At 43.3% G+C, this 21,646-nt stretch carries 23 protein-coding genes; 3 read left to right on the forward strand and 20 right to left on the reverse strand.

The annotated features are described in order from the left end of the window. The first annotated feature begins 96 nt into the window (after positions 1 to 96). Positions 97 to 1,284, forward strand: a complete 1,188-nt coding sequence (gene mntE / locus M1F56_RS04945; protein WP_247917045.1) for a cation diffusion facilitator family transporter — start codon at positions 97 to 99, stop codon at positions 1,282 to 1,284. A 37-nt stretch (positions 1,285 to 1,321) separates the two neighbouring features. On the opposite strand, the gene M1F56_RS04950 is transcribed toward mntE, so the two are convergent. The 8 genes from M1F56_RS04950 to cdaA all read right to left on the reverse strand — a co-directional run bounded on the left by M1F56_RS04950 (position 1,322) and on the right by cdaA (position 9,723). Further along, positions 1,322 to 3,193 (reverse strand): ABC-F family ATP-binding cassette domain-containing protein, encoded by a 1,872-nt coding sequence (locus tag M1F56_RS04950; protein ID WP_247917046.1) that lies wholly within the window; start codon positions 3,191 to 3,193, stop codon positions 1,322 to 1,324. Then, positions 3,190 to 4,389, reverse strand: a complete 1,200-nt coding sequence (locus tag M1F56_RS04955) for a CCA tRNA nucleotidyltransferase (RefSeq protein WP_247917047.1) — start codon at positions 4,387 to 4,389, stop codon at positions 3,190 to 3,192. The genes M1F56_RS04950 and M1F56_RS04955 overlap by 4 nt, the downstream gene beginning before the upstream one ends. Then, on the reverse strand, positions 4,386 to 5,153 hold the full coding sequence (gene dapB / locus M1F56_RS04960) for a 4-hydroxy-tetrahydrodipicolinate reductase (protein ID WP_000027880.1): 768 nt from the start codon (positions 5,151 to 5,153) through the stop codon (positions 4,386 to 4,388). Before dapB ends, M1F56_RS04955 begins: the two co-directional genes overlap by 4 nt. A 263-nt stretch (positions 5,154 to 5,416) precedes the next feature. Further along, a complete protein-coding gene (locus tag M1F56_RS04965) occupies positions 5,417 to 6,265 on the reverse strand; it encodes a DegV family protein (protein ID WP_221161006.1) in 849 nt (282 codons plus the stop codon). Between the two features lie 2 nt (positions 6,266 to 6,267). Then, positions 6,268 to 6,642 carry a DUF1149 family protein gene (locus tag M1F56_RS04970; RefSeq protein WP_001050095.1) on the reverse strand — a complete coding sequence of 125 codons (375 nt, stop codon included), beginning with the start codon at positions 6,640 to 6,642 and terminating at the stop codon, positions 6,268 to 6,270. 73 nt (positions 6,643 to 6,715) lie between these two features. After that, positions 6,716 to 8,068: a phosphoglucosamine mutase gene (gene glmM, locus M1F56_RS04975; RefSeq protein WP_247917142.1), complete on the reverse strand. Its 1,353-nt coding sequence runs from the start codon at positions 8,066 to 8,068 to the stop codon at positions 6,716 to 6,718. A gap of 28 nt (positions 8,069 to 8,096) precedes the next feature. Further along, positions 8,097 to 8,879, reverse strand: a complete 783-nt coding sequence (locus tag M1F56_RS04980) for a CdaR family protein (protein ID WP_001230922.1) — start codon at positions 8,877 to 8,879, stop codon at positions 8,097 to 8,099. After that, on the reverse strand, positions 8,866 to 9,723 hold the full coding sequence (cdaA, locus tag M1F56_RS04985; protein ID WP_001011078.1) for a diadenylate cyclase CdaA: 858 nt from the start codon (positions 9,721 to 9,723) through the stop codon (positions 8,866 to 8,868). The genes M1F56_RS04980 and cdaA overlap by 14 nt, the downstream gene beginning before the upstream one ends. 136 nt (positions 9,724 to 9,859) lie before the next feature. Here cdaA and M1F56_RS04990 point away from each other — a divergent pair, with 136 nt between their 5' ends. Beyond that, on the forward strand, positions 9,860 to 10,828 hold the full coding sequence (locus M1F56_RS04990) for an NAD(P)/FAD-dependent oxidoreductase (RefSeq protein WP_247917048.1): 969 nt from the start codon (positions 9,860 to 9,862) through the stop codon (positions 10,826 to 10,828). A gap of 32 nt (positions 10,829 to 10,860) precedes the next feature. On the opposite strand, the gene whiA is transcribed toward M1F56_RS04990, so the two are convergent. The 9 genes from whiA to M1F56_RS05035 form a co-directional block, all read right to left on the reverse strand. Beyond that, positions 10,861 to 11,772, reverse strand: a complete 912-nt coding sequence (gene whiA, locus M1F56_RS04995) for a DNA-binding protein WhiA (RefSeq protein WP_084852448.1) — start codon at positions 11,770 to 11,772, stop codon at positions 10,861 to 10,863. Next, on the reverse strand, positions 11,769 to 12,746 hold the full coding sequence (locus tag M1F56_RS05000; RefSeq protein WP_001231060.1) for a YvcK family protein: 978 nt from the start codon (positions 12,744 to 12,746) through the stop codon (positions 11,769 to 11,771). The genes whiA and M1F56_RS05000 overlap by 4 nt, the downstream gene beginning before the upstream one ends. Beyond that, complete coding sequence (rapZ, locus tag M1F56_RS05005; RefSeq protein ID WP_000163039.1) at positions 12,743 to 13,633, reverse strand: RNase adapter RapZ; 891 nt, start codon at positions 13,631 to 13,633, stop codon at positions 12,743 to 12,745. The genes M1F56_RS05000 and rapZ overlap by 4 nt, the downstream gene beginning before the upstream one ends. Positions 13,634 to 13,684: 51 nt before the next feature. Then, positions 13,685 to 14,065, reverse strand: a complete 381-nt coding sequence (locus tag M1F56_RS05010; protein ID WP_001140420.1) for a RidA family protein — start codon at positions 14,063 to 14,065, stop codon at positions 13,685 to 13,687. Positions 14,066 to 14,074: 9 nt separating this feature from the next. Next, positions 14,075 to 14,662, reverse strand: coding sequence for a ribosome biogenesis GTP-binding protein YihA/YsxC (gene yihA, locus M1F56_RS05015; RefSeq protein WP_000405203.1), 588 nt, complete (start codon positions 14,660 to 14,662; stop codon positions 14,075 to 14,077). A gap of 8 nt (positions 14,663 to 14,670) precedes the next feature. Further along, positions 14,671 to 15,903: an ATP-dependent Clp protease ATP-binding subunit ClpX gene (gene clpX, locus M1F56_RS05020; protein WP_247917049.1), complete on the reverse strand. Its 1,233-nt coding sequence runs from the start codon at positions 15,901 to 15,903 to the stop codon at positions 14,671 to 14,673. 206 nt (positions 15,904 to 16,109) lie between these two features. Beyond that, positions 16,110 to 16,616: a dihydrofolate reductase gene (locus tag M1F56_RS05025; protein WP_247917050.1), complete on the reverse strand. Its 507-nt coding sequence runs from the start codon at positions 16,614 to 16,616 to the stop codon at positions 16,110 to 16,112. Between the two features lie 118 nt (positions 16,617 to 16,734). Next, positions 16,735 to 17,409 (reverse strand): (d)CMP kinase, encoded by a 675-nt coding sequence (gene cmk, locus M1F56_RS05030; protein ID WP_247917051.1) that lies wholly within the window; start codon positions 17,407 to 17,409, stop codon positions 16,735 to 16,737. 9 nt (positions 17,410 to 17,418) lie between these two features. After that, entirely contained in the window at positions 17,419 to 17,925 is a 507-nt protein-coding gene (locus M1F56_RS05035) for an SAG1386/EF1546 family surface-associated protein (RefSeq protein WP_213988150.1), read from the reverse strand. A gap of 45 nt (positions 17,926 to 17,970) precedes the next feature. On the opposite strand from M1F56_RS05035, the gene M1F56_RS05040 reads away from it, so the two are divergent. After that, the gene (locus M1F56_RS05040; protein ID WP_164979022.1) at positions 17,971 to 18,174 is read left to right on the forward strand and encodes a ferredoxin; all 204 of its coding nucleotides are present in this window, start codon (positions 17,971 to 17,973) and stop codon (positions 18,172 to 18,174) included. 82 nt (positions 18,175 to 18,256) lie between these two features. Here M1F56_RS05040 and M1F56_RS05045 read toward each other — a convergent pair whose 3' ends face one another. From M1F56_RS05045 to M1F56_RS05055, 3 genes are all read right to left on the reverse strand, one after another. Beyond that, positions 18,257 to 19,219, reverse strand: coding sequence for a glycosyltransferase family 2 protein (locus M1F56_RS05045; protein WP_247917052.1), 963 nt, complete (start codon positions 19,217 to 19,219; stop codon positions 18,257 to 18,259). Between the two features lie 4 nt (positions 19,220 to 19,223). Continuing rightward, positions 19,224 to 20,243 (reverse strand): UDP-glucose 4-epimerase GalE, encoded by a 1,020-nt coding sequence (gene galE / locus M1F56_RS05050; RefSeq protein WP_033584440.1) that lies wholly within the window; start codon positions 20,241 to 20,243, stop codon positions 19,224 to 19,226. 299 nt (positions 20,244 to 20,542) lie between these two features. After that, complete coding sequence (locus M1F56_RS05055) at positions 20,543 to 21,646, reverse strand: NAD(P)/FAD-dependent oxidoreductase (RefSeq protein ID WP_247917053.1); 1,104 nt, start codon at positions 21,644 to 21,646, stop codon at positions 20,543 to 20,545.

Consider the following 21,646-nt stretch of genomic DNA (forward strand, 5'->3'; position numbering starts at 1 on the left):
CAATCATTAAAATTCGATGAAGGAGGACTAAATTTGAATTTTCCCGCAAAAACCAGTATAATGAAAGAATATTACTTATACTGAAAAGGAAGTCCAATGAATCAATCCATGTCAAATCTCAAGTTAGCTGAGCGTGGTGCCATTGTCAGTATCTCGACCTACTTACTCTTGTCTGCGGCAAAATTAGCAACTGGTCATCTACTTCATTCATCCAGTTTGGTAGCGGATGGTTTCAATAACGTATCCGATATTATCGGAAATGTTGCTCTTCTGATTGGCATTCGGATGGCGCGCCAGCCTGCAGACCGTGACCATCGTTTTGGTCACTGGAAGATTGAAGATTTGGCTAGTTTGATTACTTCCATCATCATGTTCTACGTTGGCTTTGATGTTCTTCGGGACACCATTCAAAAAATTCTCAGTCGGGAACAAACGATTATTGATCCTCTAGGAGCATTCCTAGGAATCATTTCTGCAGCGGTTATGTTTGTCGTTTATCTCTATAACACACGCCTCAGTAAGAAATCCAAATCCAAAGCTCTAAAGGCAGCAGCTAAAGATAATCTTTCCGATGCAGTCACCTCGCTTGGTACTTCCATTGCTATCCTAGCCAGCAGTTTTAATTATCCGATTGTGGATAAATTAGTCGCTATCATCATCACTTTCTTTATCTTAAAGACAGCCTATGATATCTTTATCGAATCGTCCTTCAGTCTTTCAGATGGTTTTGATGACCGGCTACTAGAAGACTACCAAAAGGCCATCATGGAGATTCCAAAGATTAGTAAGGTCAAGTCCCAAAGAGGGCGTACCTATGGTAGCAATATCTACCTTGATATCACGCTGGAGATGAATCCTGATTTATCAGTCTATGAAAGTCACGAAATTGCAAACCAGGTCGAATCCATGCTAGAAGAGCGTTTTGGAGTATTTGACACCGATGTCCATATCGAACCTGCTCCTATACCTGAAGACGAAATTTTAGACAATGTCTACAAAAAACTACTCATGCGCGAGCAATTGATTGACCAAGGAAACCAACTAGAAGAACTCCTTGCTGAGGACTTTATCTATATCCGTCAAGATGGAGAGCAGATGGATAAAGAGGCCTATAAGGCTGAAAAAGAACTTAAAGCTGCAATTAAGGACATTCAGATTACCTCCATTAGTCAGAAAACCAAACTCATATGCTATGAGATGGACGGAATCATCCACACTAGTATCTGGCGCCGTCACGAAACTTGGCAAAATATCTTTCATCAAGAGACTAAAAAAGAAGAATAGAAAAATCCTGTCGTAATAACAGGATTTTTCTATTCACCTAACTATCAAAGTCACTTAAATATTCATAGCGTTCATATTTTTCCAGCAAGGCTTCATTCTTCTCGTCTAGCTCTTTCTGAAGGGTCGCTAGTTTGCCAAAGTCAGAGCCGTTTGCCTGCATCTCTTCTTCAATAGCAGCGATACGACCTTCCAATGTTTCAATATCGCCTTCAATGCTTGCCCACTCCTGCTTTTCTTGGTAGGTCATGCGTTTCTTGTCTTCACGGACCTTGACTACTTTTTCCTTTTCGGCCTTTTGAACTTGATTGGCCATATCAGTTTCAAAGTTTTTTTCATCAAGGTAGTCGGTGTAATGACCAAAGAAAGGACGAATCTTGCCATCCTCAAAAGCGAGAATCTTGGTCGCTACCTTATCCAGGAAATAGCGGTCATGGCTAACTGTCAAGACAGGGCCTGCAAAACCTTGCAAGAAATTCTCTAAGACTGTTAAGGTCGCAATATCTAGGTCATTTGTCGGCTCATCCAAGAGAAGAACATTTGGTTTTTCCAAGAGCAATTTGAGGAGATAAAGGCGTTTTTTCTCTCCACCAGACAATTTCTCAATCAAGGTTCCATGCGTCGAACGTGGGAAGAGGAACTGCTCTAGCAACTCTGCAATGGAAGTCGTAGAACCACCACTGGTCTTAACTTCTTCTGCCACTTCCTGCAGGTAATTGATAACGCGCTTGCTTTCATCCAAACCTTCAATTTGTTGAGAGAAATAGGCGATGCGAACTGTTTCCCCAATCACAACTTGTCCTGCTGTCGGCTCAAGACTTCCTGCGATGAGATTAAGCAGAGTTGACTTCCCGACACCGTTGTCCCCAACGATTCCGATACGGTCTTTGGCTTGCACCAAGAGATTAAAATCTTGCAAAATTGGCTTGTTTTCATAGGCAAAGGAAACATCCTGAAACTCGATGACTTTCTTCCCAATCCGACTGGTTTCAAAGTTCATGGTCAAGTCTGTATCAGCAACGCCACCTGAAACTTCCTTTTTCAAGTCATGGAAACGATTGATACGGGCTTGTTGCTTGGTCGCACGTGCCTGTGGTTGTCTGCGCATCCAGGCCAGTTCTTGCTTATAAAGTTGTTCTTTTTTGTGGAGAAGAGCTGCGTCACGCTCATCTTGTTCCGCTTTTAGGCGGACATAGTCCTGGTAATTTCCCTGATACTCGGTCAAGCCTGCGCGGTCCAACTCGAAAATCCGCGTTGATAGTGCATCTAGGAAATAGCGATCGTGGGTGATAAAGAGAACGGTCTTCTTGGAATTTTTCAAAAAGAGGGTTAGCCACTCAATGGTCGCAATGTCCAGATGGTTGGTCGGCTCGTCCAGAAGCAAGAGGTCGTGGTTTCCTAGGAGAACTTGCGCCAACTGAACCCGTCTTCTCAGACCACCTGACAGCTCCCCAACTGGAGTGGACAAGTCCTGAATACCTAGTTTGCTGAGGACCGTCTTGACCTGGCTTTCAATTTCCCAGGCTTGAAGAGAATCCATCTCTGCCATAACCCGTTCCAAACGAGCCTGCTTGTCCTCACTGTAGTTGAGCATGATTAACTCATACTCACGAATCAACTGGATTTCCTTGAGGTCGCTGGAGAGAACCGTATCCAAGACCGTCTTGTTATCATCAAAATCAGGATCCTGTGTCAAGTAGCCAATCTTGTAGTCATTCTTAGCTGAAAAAGGACTGACATCCCCATCAAAGCCAGAAACACCAGAAAGGACGTCTAAAAGGGTGGTCTTACCAGTCCCATTGACACCTATCAGACCGATTCTGTCCAAGTCATGGATGATAAAAGAAATATCCTTAAAAACGGTCTTGTCACCGACGGATTTTCTTAGTTTTTCAACGATAAAATCACTCATTTTTTCTCCCTCAGGTAAGCATGGATTGCTTGACGATCATTTTCCAATTCTCCATCGACAATGGCAAACTCAATCTCTGTTAAAATCTCTCCCAAGTCTGGTCCTGGCTGGTAACCATATTCCTTAATCAAAATTCCACCGTTAATCTGGATTTCTTTCTTATCATGAATGGTCAAACTCTGGTAAGTTTCTGTAATAGCTTGTGGATTAACTGCTTTTCCTTGGGCCTGACGAAGACTTTCAGCTTGTAGAAGGGAATCCAAGTCAAATCGGTAACAATCGCGCTTGCTCAGCTCACCTTCTTCTCGCAAAGCCATAATAGTCAGCAAATCCTGAACCTGCTTGGCAAACTGGCGTGAGGTCTTCCAATGTTTCAAAAATGGCTGTGCATCTTTAATCTCCAAGGCCCACAATAGAGCTGCCCAAGCTTGTTCAGAAGATTCAAAAGTGAAATCATTCTCCAAATCAAACAGTTTGTTGAGCTTGTCCCGGCTTCCTGCCATGTCTGGAAGATAGTCATAAGCTCGACTCTCAATCATGGAAGACAGACCCACTCGCCAAAAAGGTGCCCGCAAGAGTTTATCAAACTCAACGAAGGTGCGCTCTACAGAAATTTTCTCCAAAAGCGGCGTCAAAGTCTTCATCGCCTCAAAAGTTTCTGACTCAAGTTTAAAACCGAGACTGGCCTGAAAACGGAAACCTCGCATAATTCGCAGAGCATCTTCGTTAAAACGCTCACTAGCTACTCCAACTGCTCGCAAGACTTGGTTTTCCAAATCTTCTAAACCATGGAACAAGTCAATGATTTCGCCTGTCTCATCCAAGGCAAAGGCATTAACTGTGAAATCACGGCGCTTGAGGTCTTCTTCTAGCGAACGCACAAAGGAAACCGCACTGGGTCTGCGATAGTCCACATAGACATCTTCGGTCCGAAAGGTGGTTACCTCATACTCCTCGTCCCCATCTAAAACTAAGACAGTTCCGTGCTCGATTCCGATATCAGCTGTTCGCGGAAAAATCTGCTTTGTCTCCTCTGGATAGGATGATGTCGCGATATCCACATCGTGGATGGGACGATTGAGGAGGGCATCTCGAACAGAGCCTCCAACAAAATAGGCTTCAAAGCCTGCTTCTTTAATTTTTTCTAATACTGGTAAAGCCTTCTGAAATTCAGAAGGCATTTGCGTTAATCTCATAATAAGTGTTCTAATCCATAGACAAGCTCATGACGCTTGACAACTTCTTTGATTCCCAAATTGACCCCTGTCATGAAGGAGCTGCGATCATAGGAGTCATGACGGATGGTCAATCCTTCTCCCTGATTGCCAAAGATGACTTCTTGATGAGCTATTAAGCCTGGCAAACGAACTGAGTGGATCCGCATGCCATCAAAATCAGCACCACGGGCACCAGCAATCAATTCTTCCTCATCAGGCGCACCTTGTTGGATAGACTCTCGAACTTCTGCCATCAACTCAGCTGTTTTAATGGCTGTTCCACTCGGAGCATCTTTTTTCTTGTCATGATGGAGCTCGATAATCTCCACATTTGGGAAATATTTGGCAGCCTGGGACGCAAATTGCATAAGTAAGACCGCGCCCAAGGCAAAGTTAGGAGCAATCAAACCACCCAAATCTTGTTCACGGGAAAATGCTTTTAGTTCAGTAATTTCTTCACTAGTGAATCCTGTTGTTCCTACGACAGGAGCAAAGCCATTTTCAAGAGCAAAGCGTGTATTTTCGTAGGCAACGGCTGGTGTAGTAAAATCCACCCAGACATCCGCTTCAAAACCAGCCAAGTCAGCCTTATCATTGAAAACAGGAATTCCCTGCCATTCTGACTCAGACTCAAACGGATCCAAAACTGCGACCAAGTCCAAGTCTGGATCAGCCAAGACCATCTGACAAGCAGCTTGGCCCATCTTTCCCTTAAAACCGGCAATAATTACTCGAATACTCATCTCTACTCCTGTCTAAGATACAAAGCCTGTAAGAACATAAAGTGAAAATAGGAGTTCTGATCAAGGAGTGTCTCCTCCTTGGAAGAACTATCTTTTTCACACAGGGTTCTAGGCGTGTTCAATTATCAAGATACAAAGGACGTTAGTTGCCCATGAAAAATAGGGAATGACGCTGACTTTCCACGAAAGGAAAGACAGGCATCTTTTTCAAGAGGCAGGCAGGCCATGTTCAATTTCTAAGATACAAAGCTTGTAAGAACAATCTAGACGACTGGCGTATAGCTTAAAGCGATACTACCTTCTCCAAGGTGGGTTCCAATGACACTACCAAAGGTATCAATTGGAATCTCATCAGTCACACCACTCTCCATCAAAAGCTGACGTAAGTCCGCTGCCTTTTGAGGAGCATTGCCATGGATGACTGTGATACGGTAATTCCCATCTTTTGTCGACTCTTTGATGATTTCCACCAAACGTTTGATTGCCTTCTTTTCTGTACGAACTTTTTCGTAAACTTCAATCACACCTTGGTCATTGAAGTAAAGAATGGGCTTGATACTGAGGAGATTCCCTAAGATGGCTGCCCCATTTGACAGACGTCCTCCCTTAACCAAGTGGTCGAGGTCATCTACTATGATAAAGGCTGAATTATCAGCAATTTGAAGAGCTAATTTCTCCTGAATCTGAGCAAAATCATCGCCCTGTTCTGCCCATTCAAAGGCACTCTCTACCATAAATCCTAGAGGGGAACTTGTGATATGGGTATCTGGAAAGGCAATGGTCAAGCCATCATACTCATCCAACATGTATTGGATGTTCTGATAAAAACCTGAAATCCCTGACGAAAGAAAGAGTCCCAAAACATGGGTATAACCTTGTCCTTTCAAGGAACTTAGAATCTCATCCAATTTGGCAATACTTGGTTGACTGGTTTTAGGCAATTCTGCAGACTGAGCCATTTTTTGATAAAATTCCTCAGCAGTCAGATTGACACCTTCAACATACTCCTCCCCATCAATATTGACAGGAATATCCAAGATAAATAGATTCTCTCTTTGCAGCGTCTTCTCCTCTAAATAGGCTGAAGAATCTGTAATGACAGCTAATTTCATGACTAAAACTCCAAATTGATCCCTGGAAGATCCAAGGCGATTTCTGTTACTTCATACGTCAAACGGTTGAGCATGTTCAAGCATGGACGTGCCAAGGTTTCAACTTCTTCTTGGTTAAATTCACTTGGTTCGTTAACAATACGACCTTCCACATGGTTAACTTGAGAAATCGTTCCACTGATAACAAATTTGTCAAAGACAATCATAAAGCTCAAGATAACAACTAGCGAGGTTACTTGGTTTTCTTGGTCGTATTGGAGCAACTGGAAATTCACATCTACCTTGGTTTCAGGAGCCCCATTTTCATTTTCCCATTCAAAGTTACGAGCATCAAAGTGATACTGGCTAACAAATTCTTGTTCTCGTTTAAGATTCATTTCTCTCTCCCATTGCTACAATTTACTATGCAATTGTACCACATTTTTATCATTTCATCTAGTTTTCTAGGCTTTAGTCAATACCGATCTCATCTTTAACAACAGTAGCAATCGTATCTACATAGTAATTGACTTCTTCTGTTGTAGGTGCCTCTGCCATAACTCGCAATAGAGGTTCGGTACCACTTGGGCGAACAAGGATACGGCCGTTTCCTGCCATTTCTCCTTCCATCTTTTCGATGATTGCCTTGATGGCTGGTACTTCCATGGCTTTTTCTTTCATGGCATTTTCCACTCGGATATTGACCAGTTTTTGTGGGTAAATCGTTACTTCTGATGCCAGTTGAGACAAGGTTTTACCGGTTTCCCGTATAACTTTTGTTAGTTGAACGGCAGTTAACTGTCCATCACCTGTCGTATTGTAATCCATCAAGATAACGTGACCAGACTGTTCACCACCAAGGTTATAGCCTGATTTTCTCATTTCTTCGACGACATAGCGGTCACCAACTGCAGTGACTGCCTTATTGATGCCTTCACGATCCAAGGCCTTATGAAAACCAAGGTTAGACATAACGGTTGTTACGATGGTGTTTTGAGCTAACTGGCCTTTTTCAGAAAGGTATTTCCCGATAATATACATAATCTTATCACCATCAACGATGTCGCCATTTTCATCAACAGCAATCAAACGGTCACTGTCTCCGTCAAAGGCCAAACCGATAGCTGATTGGCTTTCTTTGACCACTTTTTGAAGAGCTTCTGGGTGTGTAGAACCCACATTCAAGTTGATATTAAGACCATCTGGTGTCTCACCGATAACTGTCAACTGAGCACCAAGATCAGCGAAAATCTGACGAGCACTTGTAGACGCTGCACCGTTCGCTGTGTCCAAAGTCACTTTTATTCCCTCAAGAGGCGTTCCAGTTGAAACAAGGTAGCCTTCATACTTACGCAATCCTTCTGGATAGTCCACTAAGGTTCCCAAGCCTTCGGCACTTGGACGAGGAAGAGTGTCTTCGGTAGCATCTAGTAAGGCTTCAATTTCTGCCTCTTTTTCATCATCAAGTTTGAAACCATCCCCACCAAAGAACTTAATCCCATTATCAAGGGCTGGGTTGTGGCTAGCGGAAATCATTACACCTGCACTGGCTCCCTCAGTTTTGACCAAGTAAGCTACTGCTGGTGTTGCAAGGACACCAAGTTTGTAGACGTGAATCCCTACAGAGAGAAGACCTGCCACCAAGGCTGATTCTAACATTTCTCCTGAGATACGTGTATCACGTCCTACAAAGACTTTAGGGGCTTCTGTTTCGTGTTGGCTAAGAACATATCCACCAAAACGTCCCAGTTTAAAGGCCAATTCTGGTGTCAGTTCTACGTTTGCTTCTCCACGGACTCCATCGGTCCCAAAATATTTACCCATTTTATTTATCATCCTTTTCTATTATTTATTATTGTTTAGACGAATCTGATTTTGTTTCTGAACTCGTTGAAGACGAACTGCCTTCTGAGGAACTTGTTGACGAGTTACTTGAACTAGATGTTGCTGTTTTTGTTGTAATTTTCATAGTTGTGTCAAACGGCATAATGACACTTGGTAAGACATTTCCATTTTTATCGACTGCTTGTAGAGGAACAGAGGACGAGTAGTTTCCAGTTATCCGTTCACTCGTCGGTAAGATAGCAATGACACGATCTACTTTGGAGAGGGTTTCCTCATCACTAATAACCGTTACTTTTTCATCTGATACAGTAACTGTATCGATTTTCACGCGAGAATCAATCTGACTAGGGTCAATCTCCGGCACAACAATGACATTGTCTCGTTTTGCTTTTTTACCGACCTTCACTGTTATCTTTTGCGGTGTCGCAACAGCCGTCAAACCGCTCGGAAGATTTTCAATGGTTAGAGGAACTTCGATGGTTCCTACACTGGCATCAGAAAGATCAGCCGTCACCTTAAATTTGCGGGTACTTTCCTGCATCTCACTCGCCAAAGCAACTCTGTTTGACCCTGTTAGAAAGACCGTCACCTCAGATGTAAAACCACTGATAAAATACTGATCGCTGTCATACTGAATATCAATTGGGACATTAAGAACTGTGTTTGTATAAGTCTCCGTCCGCACCTGTCTGGCACTGTTGCTATTCTGATAGTTTGTCAAAGTTGCATAGATAAAGAGAATGCAGGCGAAAAAGAAGGAAGAAATGATGTATAGACTATTTTTTCTCATGTTTCAATCCTCCTAGCAAGCGCTCTTTCAGACCTTGCTTTTTCTCTGATTTTGGAAGTAAGATTCTTCTCAATTCAGATTCAAACTCTTCCAAGGTCAAATCGTGCTTAAAGACTCCATTATAGGTGATGGAGATTCCACCTGTTTCTTCCGAAACCACAAATGTAAGAGCATCTGATACTTCCGACAAACCAATCGCCGCCCTGTGACGCGTTCCAAACTCCTTGGAAATTCCGGTATCTTCAGTCAAGGGTAGATAGGCTGAAGTTACAGCAATCCGGTCTTCCTTGATAATGACAGCACCATCATGCAAGGGAGTATTGGGAATGAAAATATTGATAAGCAATTCAGCCGAAATTTTAGCATCTAAAGGAATCCCTGTCGAGATGTATTCCTGCAAGGTTCTCACTCGCTGAACCACTACAAGCGCCCCAATCTTACGAGGACTCATGTATTCAACTGATTTCACAAATGCACGAACCATCTGCTCTTCCGCACTGATAGGGGCATTGGAAAAGAAATCAGTAGCCCGGCCCAATCGCTCCAAACCAGTCCGAATCTCTGGTGAAAAGATAACCACCGCTGCAATCACCCCGTAGGTGATGATCTGATTGATCAACCAGGAAATAGTTGTTAAACCAATCATATTGGAAAGAATCTGGGCTAGAATAAAAACTAAGACTCCACGGACCAATATCATAATCTTGGTGCCTGCAATAGCTTTAGTAAAATGATATAAAATATAAGTCACAATGAGAATATCAATCAGATTGGTGACTATACTCCAAGGACTTGAAAACAAACTCGTCCAGTATTGTAAATTGGATAATTGTTGAAAATTCATCCTTGGCCTCCTCCCTGTCAAAACACTTTACTCATCATTATACCATTTTTTGCCCATTTTTTCCCTATCCCACCTCATTTTAAATTAAGCAAAAATATGATAAAATAAACTGACTAGAAAAAACAAAGGAGAAATCATGTCTCAACTCTATGATATTACCATTGTAGGTGGCGGTCCTGTCGGGCTCTTTGCTGCCTTTTACGCCCACCTACGCCAAACCAAAGTCCAAATCATCGACTCCCTTCCCCAGCTCGGTGGTCAACCAGCCATCCTCTACCCTGAAAAGCAAATCCTTGATGTGCCAGGTTTTCCAAATTTAACCGGAGAAGAGTTGATCAATCGCTTGATTGAACAGCTAAACGGCTTTGATACCCCTATTCATCTCAATGAAACAGTTCTTGAAATTGAGAAACAAGATCAAGGATTTACCATCACAACCAACAAAGGTAGCCACCTGACTAAAACAGTTATCATTGCCATGGGTGGTGGTGCCTTCAAACCACGTCCGCTCGAATTGGAGAACGTTGAAGACTATGAAAATATCCACTACCACGTTTCCAATATCCAACAATACGCTGGCAAGAAGGTGACCATCCTTGGTGGTGGTGACTCAGCAGTGGACTGGGCTCTGGCTTTTGAAAAAATTTCGCCAACTACCCTTGTTCACCGCAGAGATAATTTCCGCGCCTTGGAACATAGTGTGCAAGCCCTGCAAGAATCATCTGTAACCATCAAGACACCGTTCGTTCCTAGCCAACTTCTCGGAGATGGAAAAACACTCGACAAACTAGAAATCACCAAAGTTAAATCAGATGAAACCGAAACTATCGAAGTAGACCACCTCTTTGTCAACTACGGCTTCAAATCTTCTGTCGGTAACCTTAAAAACTGGGGTCTGGACCTCAACCGTCACAAGATTATCGTCAACAGCAAGCAAGAATCTAACCAAGCAGGTATCTATGCTATCGGCGACTGCTGCTACTATGAAGGAAAAATTGACTTGATTGCCACAGGACTTGGAGAAGCACCAACTGCTGTTAACAATGCTATCAACTACATCGACCCTGAGCAAAAAGTACAACCAAAACACTCAACAAGCTTATAAGAAAACAACCACGGATTGAATAATCCGTGGTTTTATAATTCATCCGCAATCTTGTTTATTTTTCTAAGTCTGTGGTTGACACCACTTTTGGTTAGGGGAATGCTCAGGCTATCCGCCAACTGCTGGATAGAGTAGTCCGGGTGCTGGATTCGCAACTGCGCTACCTCTTGCAAATCCACGGGTAAATTTTCCAAACCCATTCTATCTTTGATTTTACTGATATTATTAATGGTCTTCATACTAGCAGAGACCGTCCGAGCGATATTAGCTGTCTCGGCATTATTAGCCCGATTGAGATCGTTACGGGTTTCACGCAAAATCTTGACGCGCTCAAAATTATCACGCGCCTGCATGGCCCCAATCACGATCAAGAAATCCATGATGTCCTCTGCCCGCTGGAGATAGGTAACTGCACCTTTCTTTCGCTCAATAACCTTAGCGTCCAGCAAAAACTGCTGGAGGAGAGAGGCCAATCCTTGTGCATGGTCCAGATAAACGGAACTAATCTCCAACTGATACTTACCAGACTCCGGATCTCGGATGCTACCATTTGCCAGAAAGGCCCCACATAAGTAAGCACGACCAGCTTCTTCATCTGCTAAGATATCGGGATCAATACCCGTCTCCAAACCAAAGAAGGAATCCGCAAGCCGCAAATCAGCCAAAAGCTCCTGCACCCTCTCATCGGTATAGACCGTGTAGACACGATTCTTGCGAAGATTGCTTCTCTGATGGTGACGAATTTCTGACTTGATGTCATAAAAATGGAGAAAAGACTCATAAAGATGACGAGCTAACTTGGCATTTTCGGTCACGACGGACAAGGTCAGGCCTGAAGTAGAGAGACCGATACTGCCAGACATCTTGATGATGGCAGACAATTCATGACGACTGAGATGGTGTTGACCAAGAATTTCTTCTTTTACTGCAACTGTAAAACTCATTTTCTCACCTGTATAATCCGCATCAATTCGTCTACAATCAAATCGCCATCATGGAAGGCTCCTCCATTTTCCAAACGAAGGAAGTTGGATGAAATCACACGAGGAACCTGCTTGCAAAGACCAGCAAAATCATGCTCTACCTGAACCAAATATTCATCAAAACGGTTGGTATCCATGTATTCTCTAGGAACCTTCTCGATATTAACTAAGACCGTATCGATAAAAGGCCGACCTAAGTGTCGATGGAGGACTTCCACGTGGTCACTGTCTGAAAAGTACTCTGTTTCCCCACGCTGGGTCATGATATTGCAGACATAGGCGATCTCTGCCTTAGTCTCCAAGAGAGCCTGCCCAATCTCCTCAATGACAATATTGGGCAAAATCGATGTAAAGAGGGAACCAGGCCCCAAGACGATCATATCACTCTCGAGGATAGTATTGACCACTCGACGGCTGGCTTGGGGTGTTTCATCATCCAAGGTATTGGTCACATAGACATGGTCGATCATACCTGGATGATCTGCAATGTGGCTCTCACCTGCCACCTCAGAACCGTCTTTAAAGACTGCATGCAGTGTCAGAGGCTGATCGCTTGATGGGTAGATTTTTCCTGTTGTGTGGAAAAAGAGACTTAGCAGCTGCATGGCATTATAAGTGGACCCTTGCATTTCAGATAGGCCAGCAATGATAATATTTCCTAGCGGATGACCCGCAAAAGCTCCAGCCTCTTCTGAGAAGCGGTACTGAAAAACTTTCTCATAAAATTTAGGCATATCCGACATGGCTACCAGAACATTGCGAAGATCACCTGGTGGTGTCAGCTGTTGGATATTCTTTCTTAGTTCACCAGAAGAGCCACCATCATCAGCTACCGTTACGATGGCTGCGATATCAACATCCTTTTCTCGCAAGCTTTTCAAAATGACGGGGATACCTGTTCCTCCACCAATTACCGTTATCTTTGGTTTTCTCATGAACGGTTTACCGTTTCCTTTCTTCTGTCTTTGTCACGATGGCTTTCATTGACAGGCCAGTTTTTAGCAAGGTCCTCAGCTATGCGTTTGGCAAAGGCAACACTACGGTGTTGTCCACCTGTACATCCTACTGCAATGGTTAAAACAGACTTGCCTTCTTTTTTGTAACTTGGCAAAATGGGCTCAATCAAGGCGAGTAAGTGCTGATAAAAACTTTCAGACTCTTCATGATTCATCACATAGTCATAAACTGCTTGATCCTCACCTGTCTGATTGCGAAGTTCAGGGAGGTAGTATGGATTTGGCAAGAAACGGACATCAAAGACCAAGTCTGCATCGATTGGGATACCATACTTGAATCCAAAAGACATGACTTCGATACGAAAAGACTGGGCTTGTTCTTGGTCTGAAAATTGCTCTGCAATGGTTTTACGAAGTTCACGCGGAGTGAGTTCTGTTGTATCCACTACATTTTGACTCATATTTTTCAAAGGTGCCAAAAGTTCACGTTCCAGCTTGATGCCATCTAAAATTCGACCATCTGCTGCTAGAGGGTGACTTCGTCTAGTTTCCTTATAGCGTGCCACCAATTCCTTATCTGCTGCGTCTAAAAAGAGGATTTTGAAGTCCAAATCGTCTTGGTTTTCCAATTCATCCAAAACAGCCTGAATCTCTGAAAAGAAGGAACGGCTCCGCATATCGACTACTAGGGCTAACTTATGGTCATCATCCTTGGTCTCTACCAACTGCAAAAACTTTGGCAAGAGGGCTGGTGGCATATTGTCAATAGTGAAATATCCTAAATCCTCGAAGGACTGAATGGCTACGGTTTTTCCTGCACCACTCATCCCTGTCACAATCACTAGGTGAAGTTGTTTTTTTGTCATCTATCTCTCCTTATATCAAAAAAAGTTTGGCAGAGCCAAACTTCAACTAGCTTATCCAATCTCTGCGATCACTTCAATTTCGACTTTTACATCACGAGGAAGACGTGCAACCTCTACAGCTGAACGAGCTGGGAACTCCTCTTTAAAGGCAGTCTGGTATACCTCGTTAAAAGGAACAAAGTCATTCATATCGCTCAAGAAGCAAGTTGTTTTAACAACATGATCAAAGTCTGTTCCTGCTTCAGCCAAAATAGCACCGATATTTTTCAAGACTTGTTCTGTCTGTTCTTGGATCGTTTCTCCTACAATTTCTCCAGTTTCAGGAGATAGGGGAACTTGACCGCTAGCAAACAAAAGATTACCAACGATTTTTCCTTGAACATATGGTCCGATTGCTTTTGGAGCTTTGTCTGTATGAATTGTTTTTGCCATTTCTTTCCCTCACAATTTTTCTAATATTGCATCCCAAGCCTGATCCATCCCTGCCTTGCTGACAGATGAAAAGAGGATGAAGTCGTCACTTGGATCAAAGTTTAATTTCTTTTTGATTGCTGATTCGTGCTTGTTCCATTTACCACGAGGAATCTTGTCCGCCTTGGTCGCAACGATGATAACCGGAATCTCATAATACTTGAGAAATTCATACATCTGTACATCATCTGCTGACGGGTCGTGGCGGAGATCCACCAGACTGACCACGGCACGGAGATTTTCCCGAGTGGTCAAATACTCCTCAATCATGCGCCCCCATTTTTCACGTTCCTTTTTAGAAACGCGGGCATAGCCATAACCTGGTACATCCACAAAACGCATCTTGTCATCAATGTTAAAAAAGTTGAGTAGCTGGGTTTTCCCAGGTTTTCCTGATGTACGAGCCAGATTTTTGCGGTTCAGCATGGTGTTGATAAAGCTAGACTTGCCAACATTTGAACGCCCTGCTAGGGCAATCTCTGGCAGTTCATCCTGCGGATAGTGAGACTTGTTTGCCGCACTGAGCAAGATTTCAGCATTGTGTGTATTGATTTCCATAGTCACCTCTAGGCTGTTTCTAGAATGGGTTTTTCCGTTCCATCAACAGCTTCTTTTGTGATGCGGACCAATTTCACATTTTCTTGACTTGGAACCTCAAACATAACGTCTAGCATGGTTTCTTCGATGATTGAGCGAAGACCACGCGCACCCGTTTTGCGTTCAATAGCCTTATTGGCAATTTCCTGAAGTGCTTCGTCGTCAAATTCCAACTCAACATCATCATAAGAAAGCAAGGTTTGGTATTGTTTGACCAAGGCATTTCTTGGCTCCTTCAAGATGCGAACCAAGTCATCGACCGTCAATTGCTCAAGAGCAGCAAAGACAGGCAAGCGTCCAATCAACTCAGGGATAATACCGAATTTTTGAATGTCTTCTGCAATGATTTCTTGCATGTAGGAGCTATTTTCGTCAATCGCCTTGTTATTTTGGCCAAAGCCAATAACGTTTTCACCCAGACGTTGTTTAACGATTTCTTCGATGCCATCAAAAGCACCACCTACGATAAAGAGGATATTCTTGGTATCCACCTGAATCATCTCTTGTTGTGGATGTTTGCGTCCTCCTTGAGGTGGCACGCTAGCGACAGTTCCCTCGATAATCTTGAGAAGGGCTTGCTGCACCCCTTCACCAGAAACGTCACGTGTGATAGACACGTTCTCGCTCTTCTTAGCAATCTTGTCAATTTCGTCCACGTAGATAATTCCACGCTCTGCACGTTCGATGTTAAAGTCAGCGGCCTGCAAGAGTTTGAGGAGGATGTTTTCCACGTCCTCACCCACATAACCAGCCTCAGTAAGAGCTGTCGCATCCGCGATAGCAAAAGGCACGTTCAAGCTCTTAGCCAAAGTCTGAGCCAAGAAAGTTTTCCCAGAACCAGTTGGGCCAATCATCAAGATATTTGACTTCTGCAAATCCACATCTTCTGACTCTTCACGCGTATCGTGGAAATTGATGCGTTTATAGTGGTTGTAAACTGCCACTGCCAAGGCACGTTTGGCACGATCTTGACCGATCACATAGTGGTTCAAGATATTGAGGAGCTCGATTGGTTTTGGAACTTCAGACAAGTCTGCTAAGACTTCCTCAGCCAACTCCTCCCGAATGATTTCCTGGGCTAACTCCACACATTCATTACAGATAAAGGCGTTGTTCCCAGCGATTATTTTCTTTACTTCTTCTTGGCTTTTGCCACAAAATGAGCAATAAACCATCATATCATTATTCCTATTTGTAGGCATGATTTCCTTCCGTTCTATTCTATACTGTTATTCTATCTAAAATAAGTTCATGTAAAAAGCGTGGACACTGTTTACTAGATTGGTAAAAGCATTCAACCAGAGTAAGGCAGACAGTCCATAGCGCTTCTTACGAAAAGCCTGTGCTCCCGCCAAAATACAGATTACACACAAGAAAGCTGTAAAAAATCCAAATATACTGCGCTCCATTAGACTTCCTTTCTCTTTCGGTATTGGATGGTAAAATCATAGTCGTTTTTCTCATCACGGGTATAAGATTTGCTTGCGACTGTCTCAAAAAGAGACAAGTCAAAATCCTCAGGGAAATAGGTGTCTCCCTCGACCTGAGCATGAATCTGCGTCACGATGATTTCATCTAAATAGGGCTCAAAAGCCTGAAAAATCTGTTTTCCACCAAGGATATAGAGATTTTTTTCCTGACTCTGATACCAAGCTAAAACAGACTTCACATCTTGAAATACGAGCGCACCATCCACGACTTGGTCACTGTTTCGTGTCAAAATCAAGGTTTGGCGTTTAGGAAGCAGACGACGCCCCATTCCATCAAAAGTCACTCGTCCCATCAAGATGGCGTGGTTCAAAGTTGTTTCCTTAAAATGTTGTAATTCTGCTGGCAAATGCCAAGGAAGACGGTCTTCTTTACCAATCACACCTCTTTCATCTTGGGCCCAAATGGCTACGATTTTCTTTGTCATGCTTCCATCCTTTTCATTGATACTACTATTTTATCAAAAAACTCCCAAAAAGACTGTTTTCAAATGCTCCCCAAAGAGATAAAAAAAGCAGGCTAGCCTTAGCCTGCTTCTCCTGTCACTAGGACATGCGTTTTTTTGCTTCTGATTCAATTTTTTCGACTACTTCTTGGATACTTAATCCAGTTGTGTCAAGGTAAACTGCATCCTCTGCTTGTTTGAGAGGCGAGGTTTCGCGATGACTGTCCTTGTAGTCACGCGCCGCAATCTCTTCTTTCAGAGTTTCTAGGTCTGTCTCGATACCTTTAGCAATATTTTCCTTGTAACGACGCTCTGCTCTTTCTTCAACAGAAGCCACCAAGAAAATTTTGAGCTCAGCTTGGGGCAAAACAACCGTTCCGATATCACGTCCATCCATGACAATACCACCTTGCTGGGCAATCTCCTGCTGGAGAGATACTAGTTTTTCACGTACTTCTGGAATAGCAGCAATGCTTGAAACCTTGTTGGTCACTTCATTTTCACGGATAGGATGAGTAATATCCACATCGCCAACAAAGACAAGTTGTTCACCTGCCTCCGAACGCCCAAAACTAATAGGATGTTGATCAAGGAGATAAAGAAGCTGGTCTACATTTCCTGCATTCAACTGGTGTTTGAGCGCTATATACGTGGCCGCACGGTACATGGCACCCGTGTCGAGATAAGTATAGCCAAAATCCTTAGCAACAATCTTTGCGACCGTACTCTTACCACTGGAAGCAGGACCATCAATAGCAATTTGAATTGTCTTCATTTCCGACTCCTATCTAGTCTTGATCACATCACCAGGGTTGGCAAACCAAGTTCCTGATGACATATGAGAAGGATTCAAAGCTTCCAACTGGGCAATAGAAATTCCTGCACGTTGTGCAAGAGCTGCTTCACCCTCTCCTGGATGAACAGTAATTGTTCCTTCACCGTCGGTATGCTCTTCAGAGCTACTTTCTGACGGAGTTGTTTCAGAAGAAGATGTTTCTTCTACCTTGCTGCTTGACGATGAAGACTCTTCCACTTTTGAAGTGGAGCTGCTAGCAGGTGCTGAAGGATCATAAAAATCCTTCAAGGCAGCTGTGCGGTTGCTTCCTCCGGTAGAAAGGTAAATCAATACGACAACCATTGCTACAACGATTACAAAGAAGAGGCTAGCTAGGACTGTCAAGACACGATTGGCAACAACGCCTTTTCCCTTTTGTTTACGGCGACGACGATCTGTTCTTGATTCTTCCTCATTGTTTTCATAAATATCTTCTTGCCATGGTTCTTTTTCCATACCTTACTCCTTGTATTTTTTAAACTTTCTTATTACAATATAAATATGAAACTCACACTTATACCTGAACGATGCATCGCCTGTGGGCTTTGCCAAACCTATTCTGAACTCTTCGATTACCACGATAATGGAATCGTTCGATTTTACGATGATCCAGTTGAATTGCAAAGAGAAATCGCTGAGTCTAGCGATGTTCTGGAGGCCATCAAAAATTGTCCTACACGTGCACTTCTAAAAGATCCGTCATAGTTTAAAAGGGAGACCGATTTTGTAAATTCTTTTTATCACTTTAACCCCTTCATCTACTAGTTTAGCATATTTCTAGGTAAAATTATAGTCTTTTTCGCTTATTTTTTCCTTCGAAAATAGAAAGATCACTTTTTTCTTTGACCAGATAGAGTGGTCTTTTTTTGGTCTCTAGATAGATCTTACTGATATATTTTCCCAAAATCCCAATGGTCAGGAGTTGAATCCCTCCAAGAAAGAGAATCACAGCCATCAGAGAGGTCCAGCCAGATGTCGGATTCCCCAAGATAAGGGTCCGAAACACCACAAAAACAGTCATCATAAAAGAAATAAAACAAGATAGGAGTCCCGCTACAAAGGCTATACTCAAGGGAAAATCTGAAAAGTTGAGAATCCCTTCAATCGAGTAGAAAAAGAGCTGCCTAAAACTCCAACTGGTCTTGCCAGCCTGTCGTTCAACGTTTGGATAATCAAGATAGTGCGTTTTAAAGCCCACCCAGGCAAAGAGCCCTTTAGAGAACCGATTGGACTCGGTCAGGGTTAAAATAGCATCTACCACAGACCTTCTCATCATGCGAAAATCACGGACACCTGAAGGCAAGGCCACTGGGCTAATTTTTTGCATGAGGCGGTAAAAAAGATCAGCACAGAAACTGCGAAAGAAGGGTTCTCCCTCCCGACTAGTTCTCCGTGTCCCAACACAGTCCAAGTCTGCATTTTGGTCTAGTAAGGCTTTCATCTCAAGTAGCATGCTAGGAGGATCCTGGAGGTCTGCATCCATCACCACCACCAGATCTCCAGTTGCATGCTGCAAGCCTGCGTACAGAGCTGCCTCCTTCCCAAAATTTCGTGAGAACGAGATATAATGCACCGCAGGATTTTGCTCTCGATAAGCCTTCAAAAGCTCTAAGGTTCCATCGCTTGAGCCATCGTCTACAAAGACATACTCGACCTCTGCTCCCAGGTCAGGAAGCAAATCTTCAACAGACTGATAAAAAAGAGGAAGTACTTCCTCTTCATTTAAACAGGGGACAATGATTGAAATCATTATCTTAGTCTTCAAATCCGTTTGGATGCTTACTTTGCCAACGCCATGCGTCTTCACACATTTTCGTGATATCAAATTCTGCTTCCCAGCCGAGTTCTGCTTTGGCTTTTGCAGGATCTGAATAACAGGCAGCGATGTCTCCTGGGCGGCGTTCTACGATGCGGTAAGGAATGGGATGTCCCACTGCTTTTTCCATATTTTGAATAATTTCAAGAACAGAGTAGCCCTTGCCTGTTCCAAGGTTATAAATGTTAAGGCCAGACCCCTTTTGGATTTTTTGAAGAGCTGCAACGTGACCTTTGGCTAGGTCTACGACGTGGATATAGTCACGAACACCAGTTCCATCTTCCGTATCGTAATCGTCTCCGAAGACTTGTACTTGCTCTAATTTTCCAACAGCTACCTGAGTCACATATGGCAAGAGATTGTTTGGAATACCGTTTGGATTTTCTCCTAAATCTCCACTCTCATGTGCTCCGATTGGGTTAAAGTAACGAAGCAAGACCACATTCCATTCTGAGTCTGCTTTGTAGATATCAGTCAAAATTTCCTCTAACATAAGCTTAGTACGGCCATACGGATTGGTCACTGAAAGTGGAAAATCTTCTAAGATTGGAACCGTGTGAGGATCTCCATATACTGTCGCAGAAGAGCTGAAGATGATATTCTTACAGTTTGCTTCTTCCATAACTTTTAAAAGACTAAGAGTTCCAGCGATATTGTTGTCATAGTAGGCAAGAGGGATACGGGTTGATTCGCCAACCGCCTTCAAACCAGCAAAGTGAATCACACCTGTTGGCTCTTCTTGCTTGAAAATATCTCTGAGAGTATCAGTATCACGGATATCTGCCTCATAGAAAGGAATTTCAACTCCTGTGATTCTTTCAACAACTTCTAAACTTTTACGGTTGCTGTTGACAAGGTTATCCACTACAACCACTTGATGACCTGCTTGGATCAATTCAATAACAGTGTGGGTTCCGATAAAACCTGCTCCACCTGTTACCAAAATTTTTTCTTGCATCTTTTTTCCTCGATTCTCGAATTATTTTTTCTTATTTTACCATTTTTGGTAGGGAATGTCATTTGCCATCCTAAAGGGGAGACTAAAATTTTAGTAAAATACTTATACTCTTCGAAAATCTCTTCAAGCAATGTCAGCTTCGCCTTGCCGTGGGTATGGTTACTGACTTCGTCAGTTCGATCCACAACCTCAAAACAGTGTTTTGAGCTGACTTCATCAGTTCTGTCCACAGCCTCAAAGCCGTGCTTTGAGCAGCCTGCGGCTAGCTTCCTAGTTTACTCTTTGATTTTCATTGAGTACTATTCGCTTTTTACTCGTTTGACATAGTTTGCAATTGGGTAGTTTACTGGGTCCAAGGTCAATTCCTTGTCTTGGACCAACTGGGCTAGATGGTAACCGATGATAGGCCCCGTTGTGAGACCTGATGAACCTAGACCACTAGCCGCATAGACACCTGCCAATCCTGGTACCTGCCCAAAGAAAGGGGAGAAATCACTGGTGTAGGCACGAATTCCCACACGATCACCCGATGATTTCGCTTCTGCCAAGGCTGGATAGTGAGGTAAGGCTGCCTCCTCCATTTGTTGGAGCAAGGTGTCATCTACCGTCAAATCAAATCCCATATCATTTTCATGAGTAGCGCCCAAGGACAATTTCCCACCTGCAAAAGGGATCAAATCCCATTCCCCTTCTGGCATGACAACAGGGTATGATTCCATGTCTTGGGCAAGCTGATAATCTCGGAGTTGCCCTTTCTGAGGACGAACATCCACATCATAACCCAAGGGTTCTAATATGTACCCCAGCCAAGCTCCCGTCGCCAAAATAACCTGATCAAACACCTCTTCATCAATCTGGTAACCTGATGCTAAAGGTGTCAGACTCACTTTTTCTTTGACCAGCTTGACTTGACTAGCTTCTAGCAAACGAGTCACTAAGAGGTGGCCATCTACTCTCGCCCCACCAGAAGCATAGAGCAGGCGGTCAAATCCCTGCAAACCAGGGAATAATTCATTTGCAGACGCTTGGTCTAAAATGGTTAATTGACCTATCAAGGGAGATTCTTCCCTACGCTGGAGGGCTAGTTCATAGAGTTCTTCTAACTTGGATTCGTCCTTTTTCAAGAGAAAAACTCCCGAACGCTGGTAAAAGTCGATTTCCTGACCAGACTTTTCTAAATCAGCCAACAAATCCACATAAAAGTCAGCCCCCAAGCGCGCCATCTTGTACCAAGCTTTATTGCGGCGTTTGGAAAACCAAGGACTGATAATTCCTGCTGCAGCCTTGGTTGCTTGCCCCTGTCCATGGTCAAAAACGGTCACCTCTAGGTCGCTTTCTTTCGCGAGGTAGTAGGCAGCTGTTGCCCCCACAATTCCTGCTCCAATAATGGCAACTTTTTTCAT

This window comes from Streptococcus oralis (assembly GCF_023109005.1).
GTDB classification, from domain to species: Bacteria; Bacillota; Bacilli; order Lactobacillales; family Streptococcaceae; genus Streptococcus; species Streptococcus oralis_BU.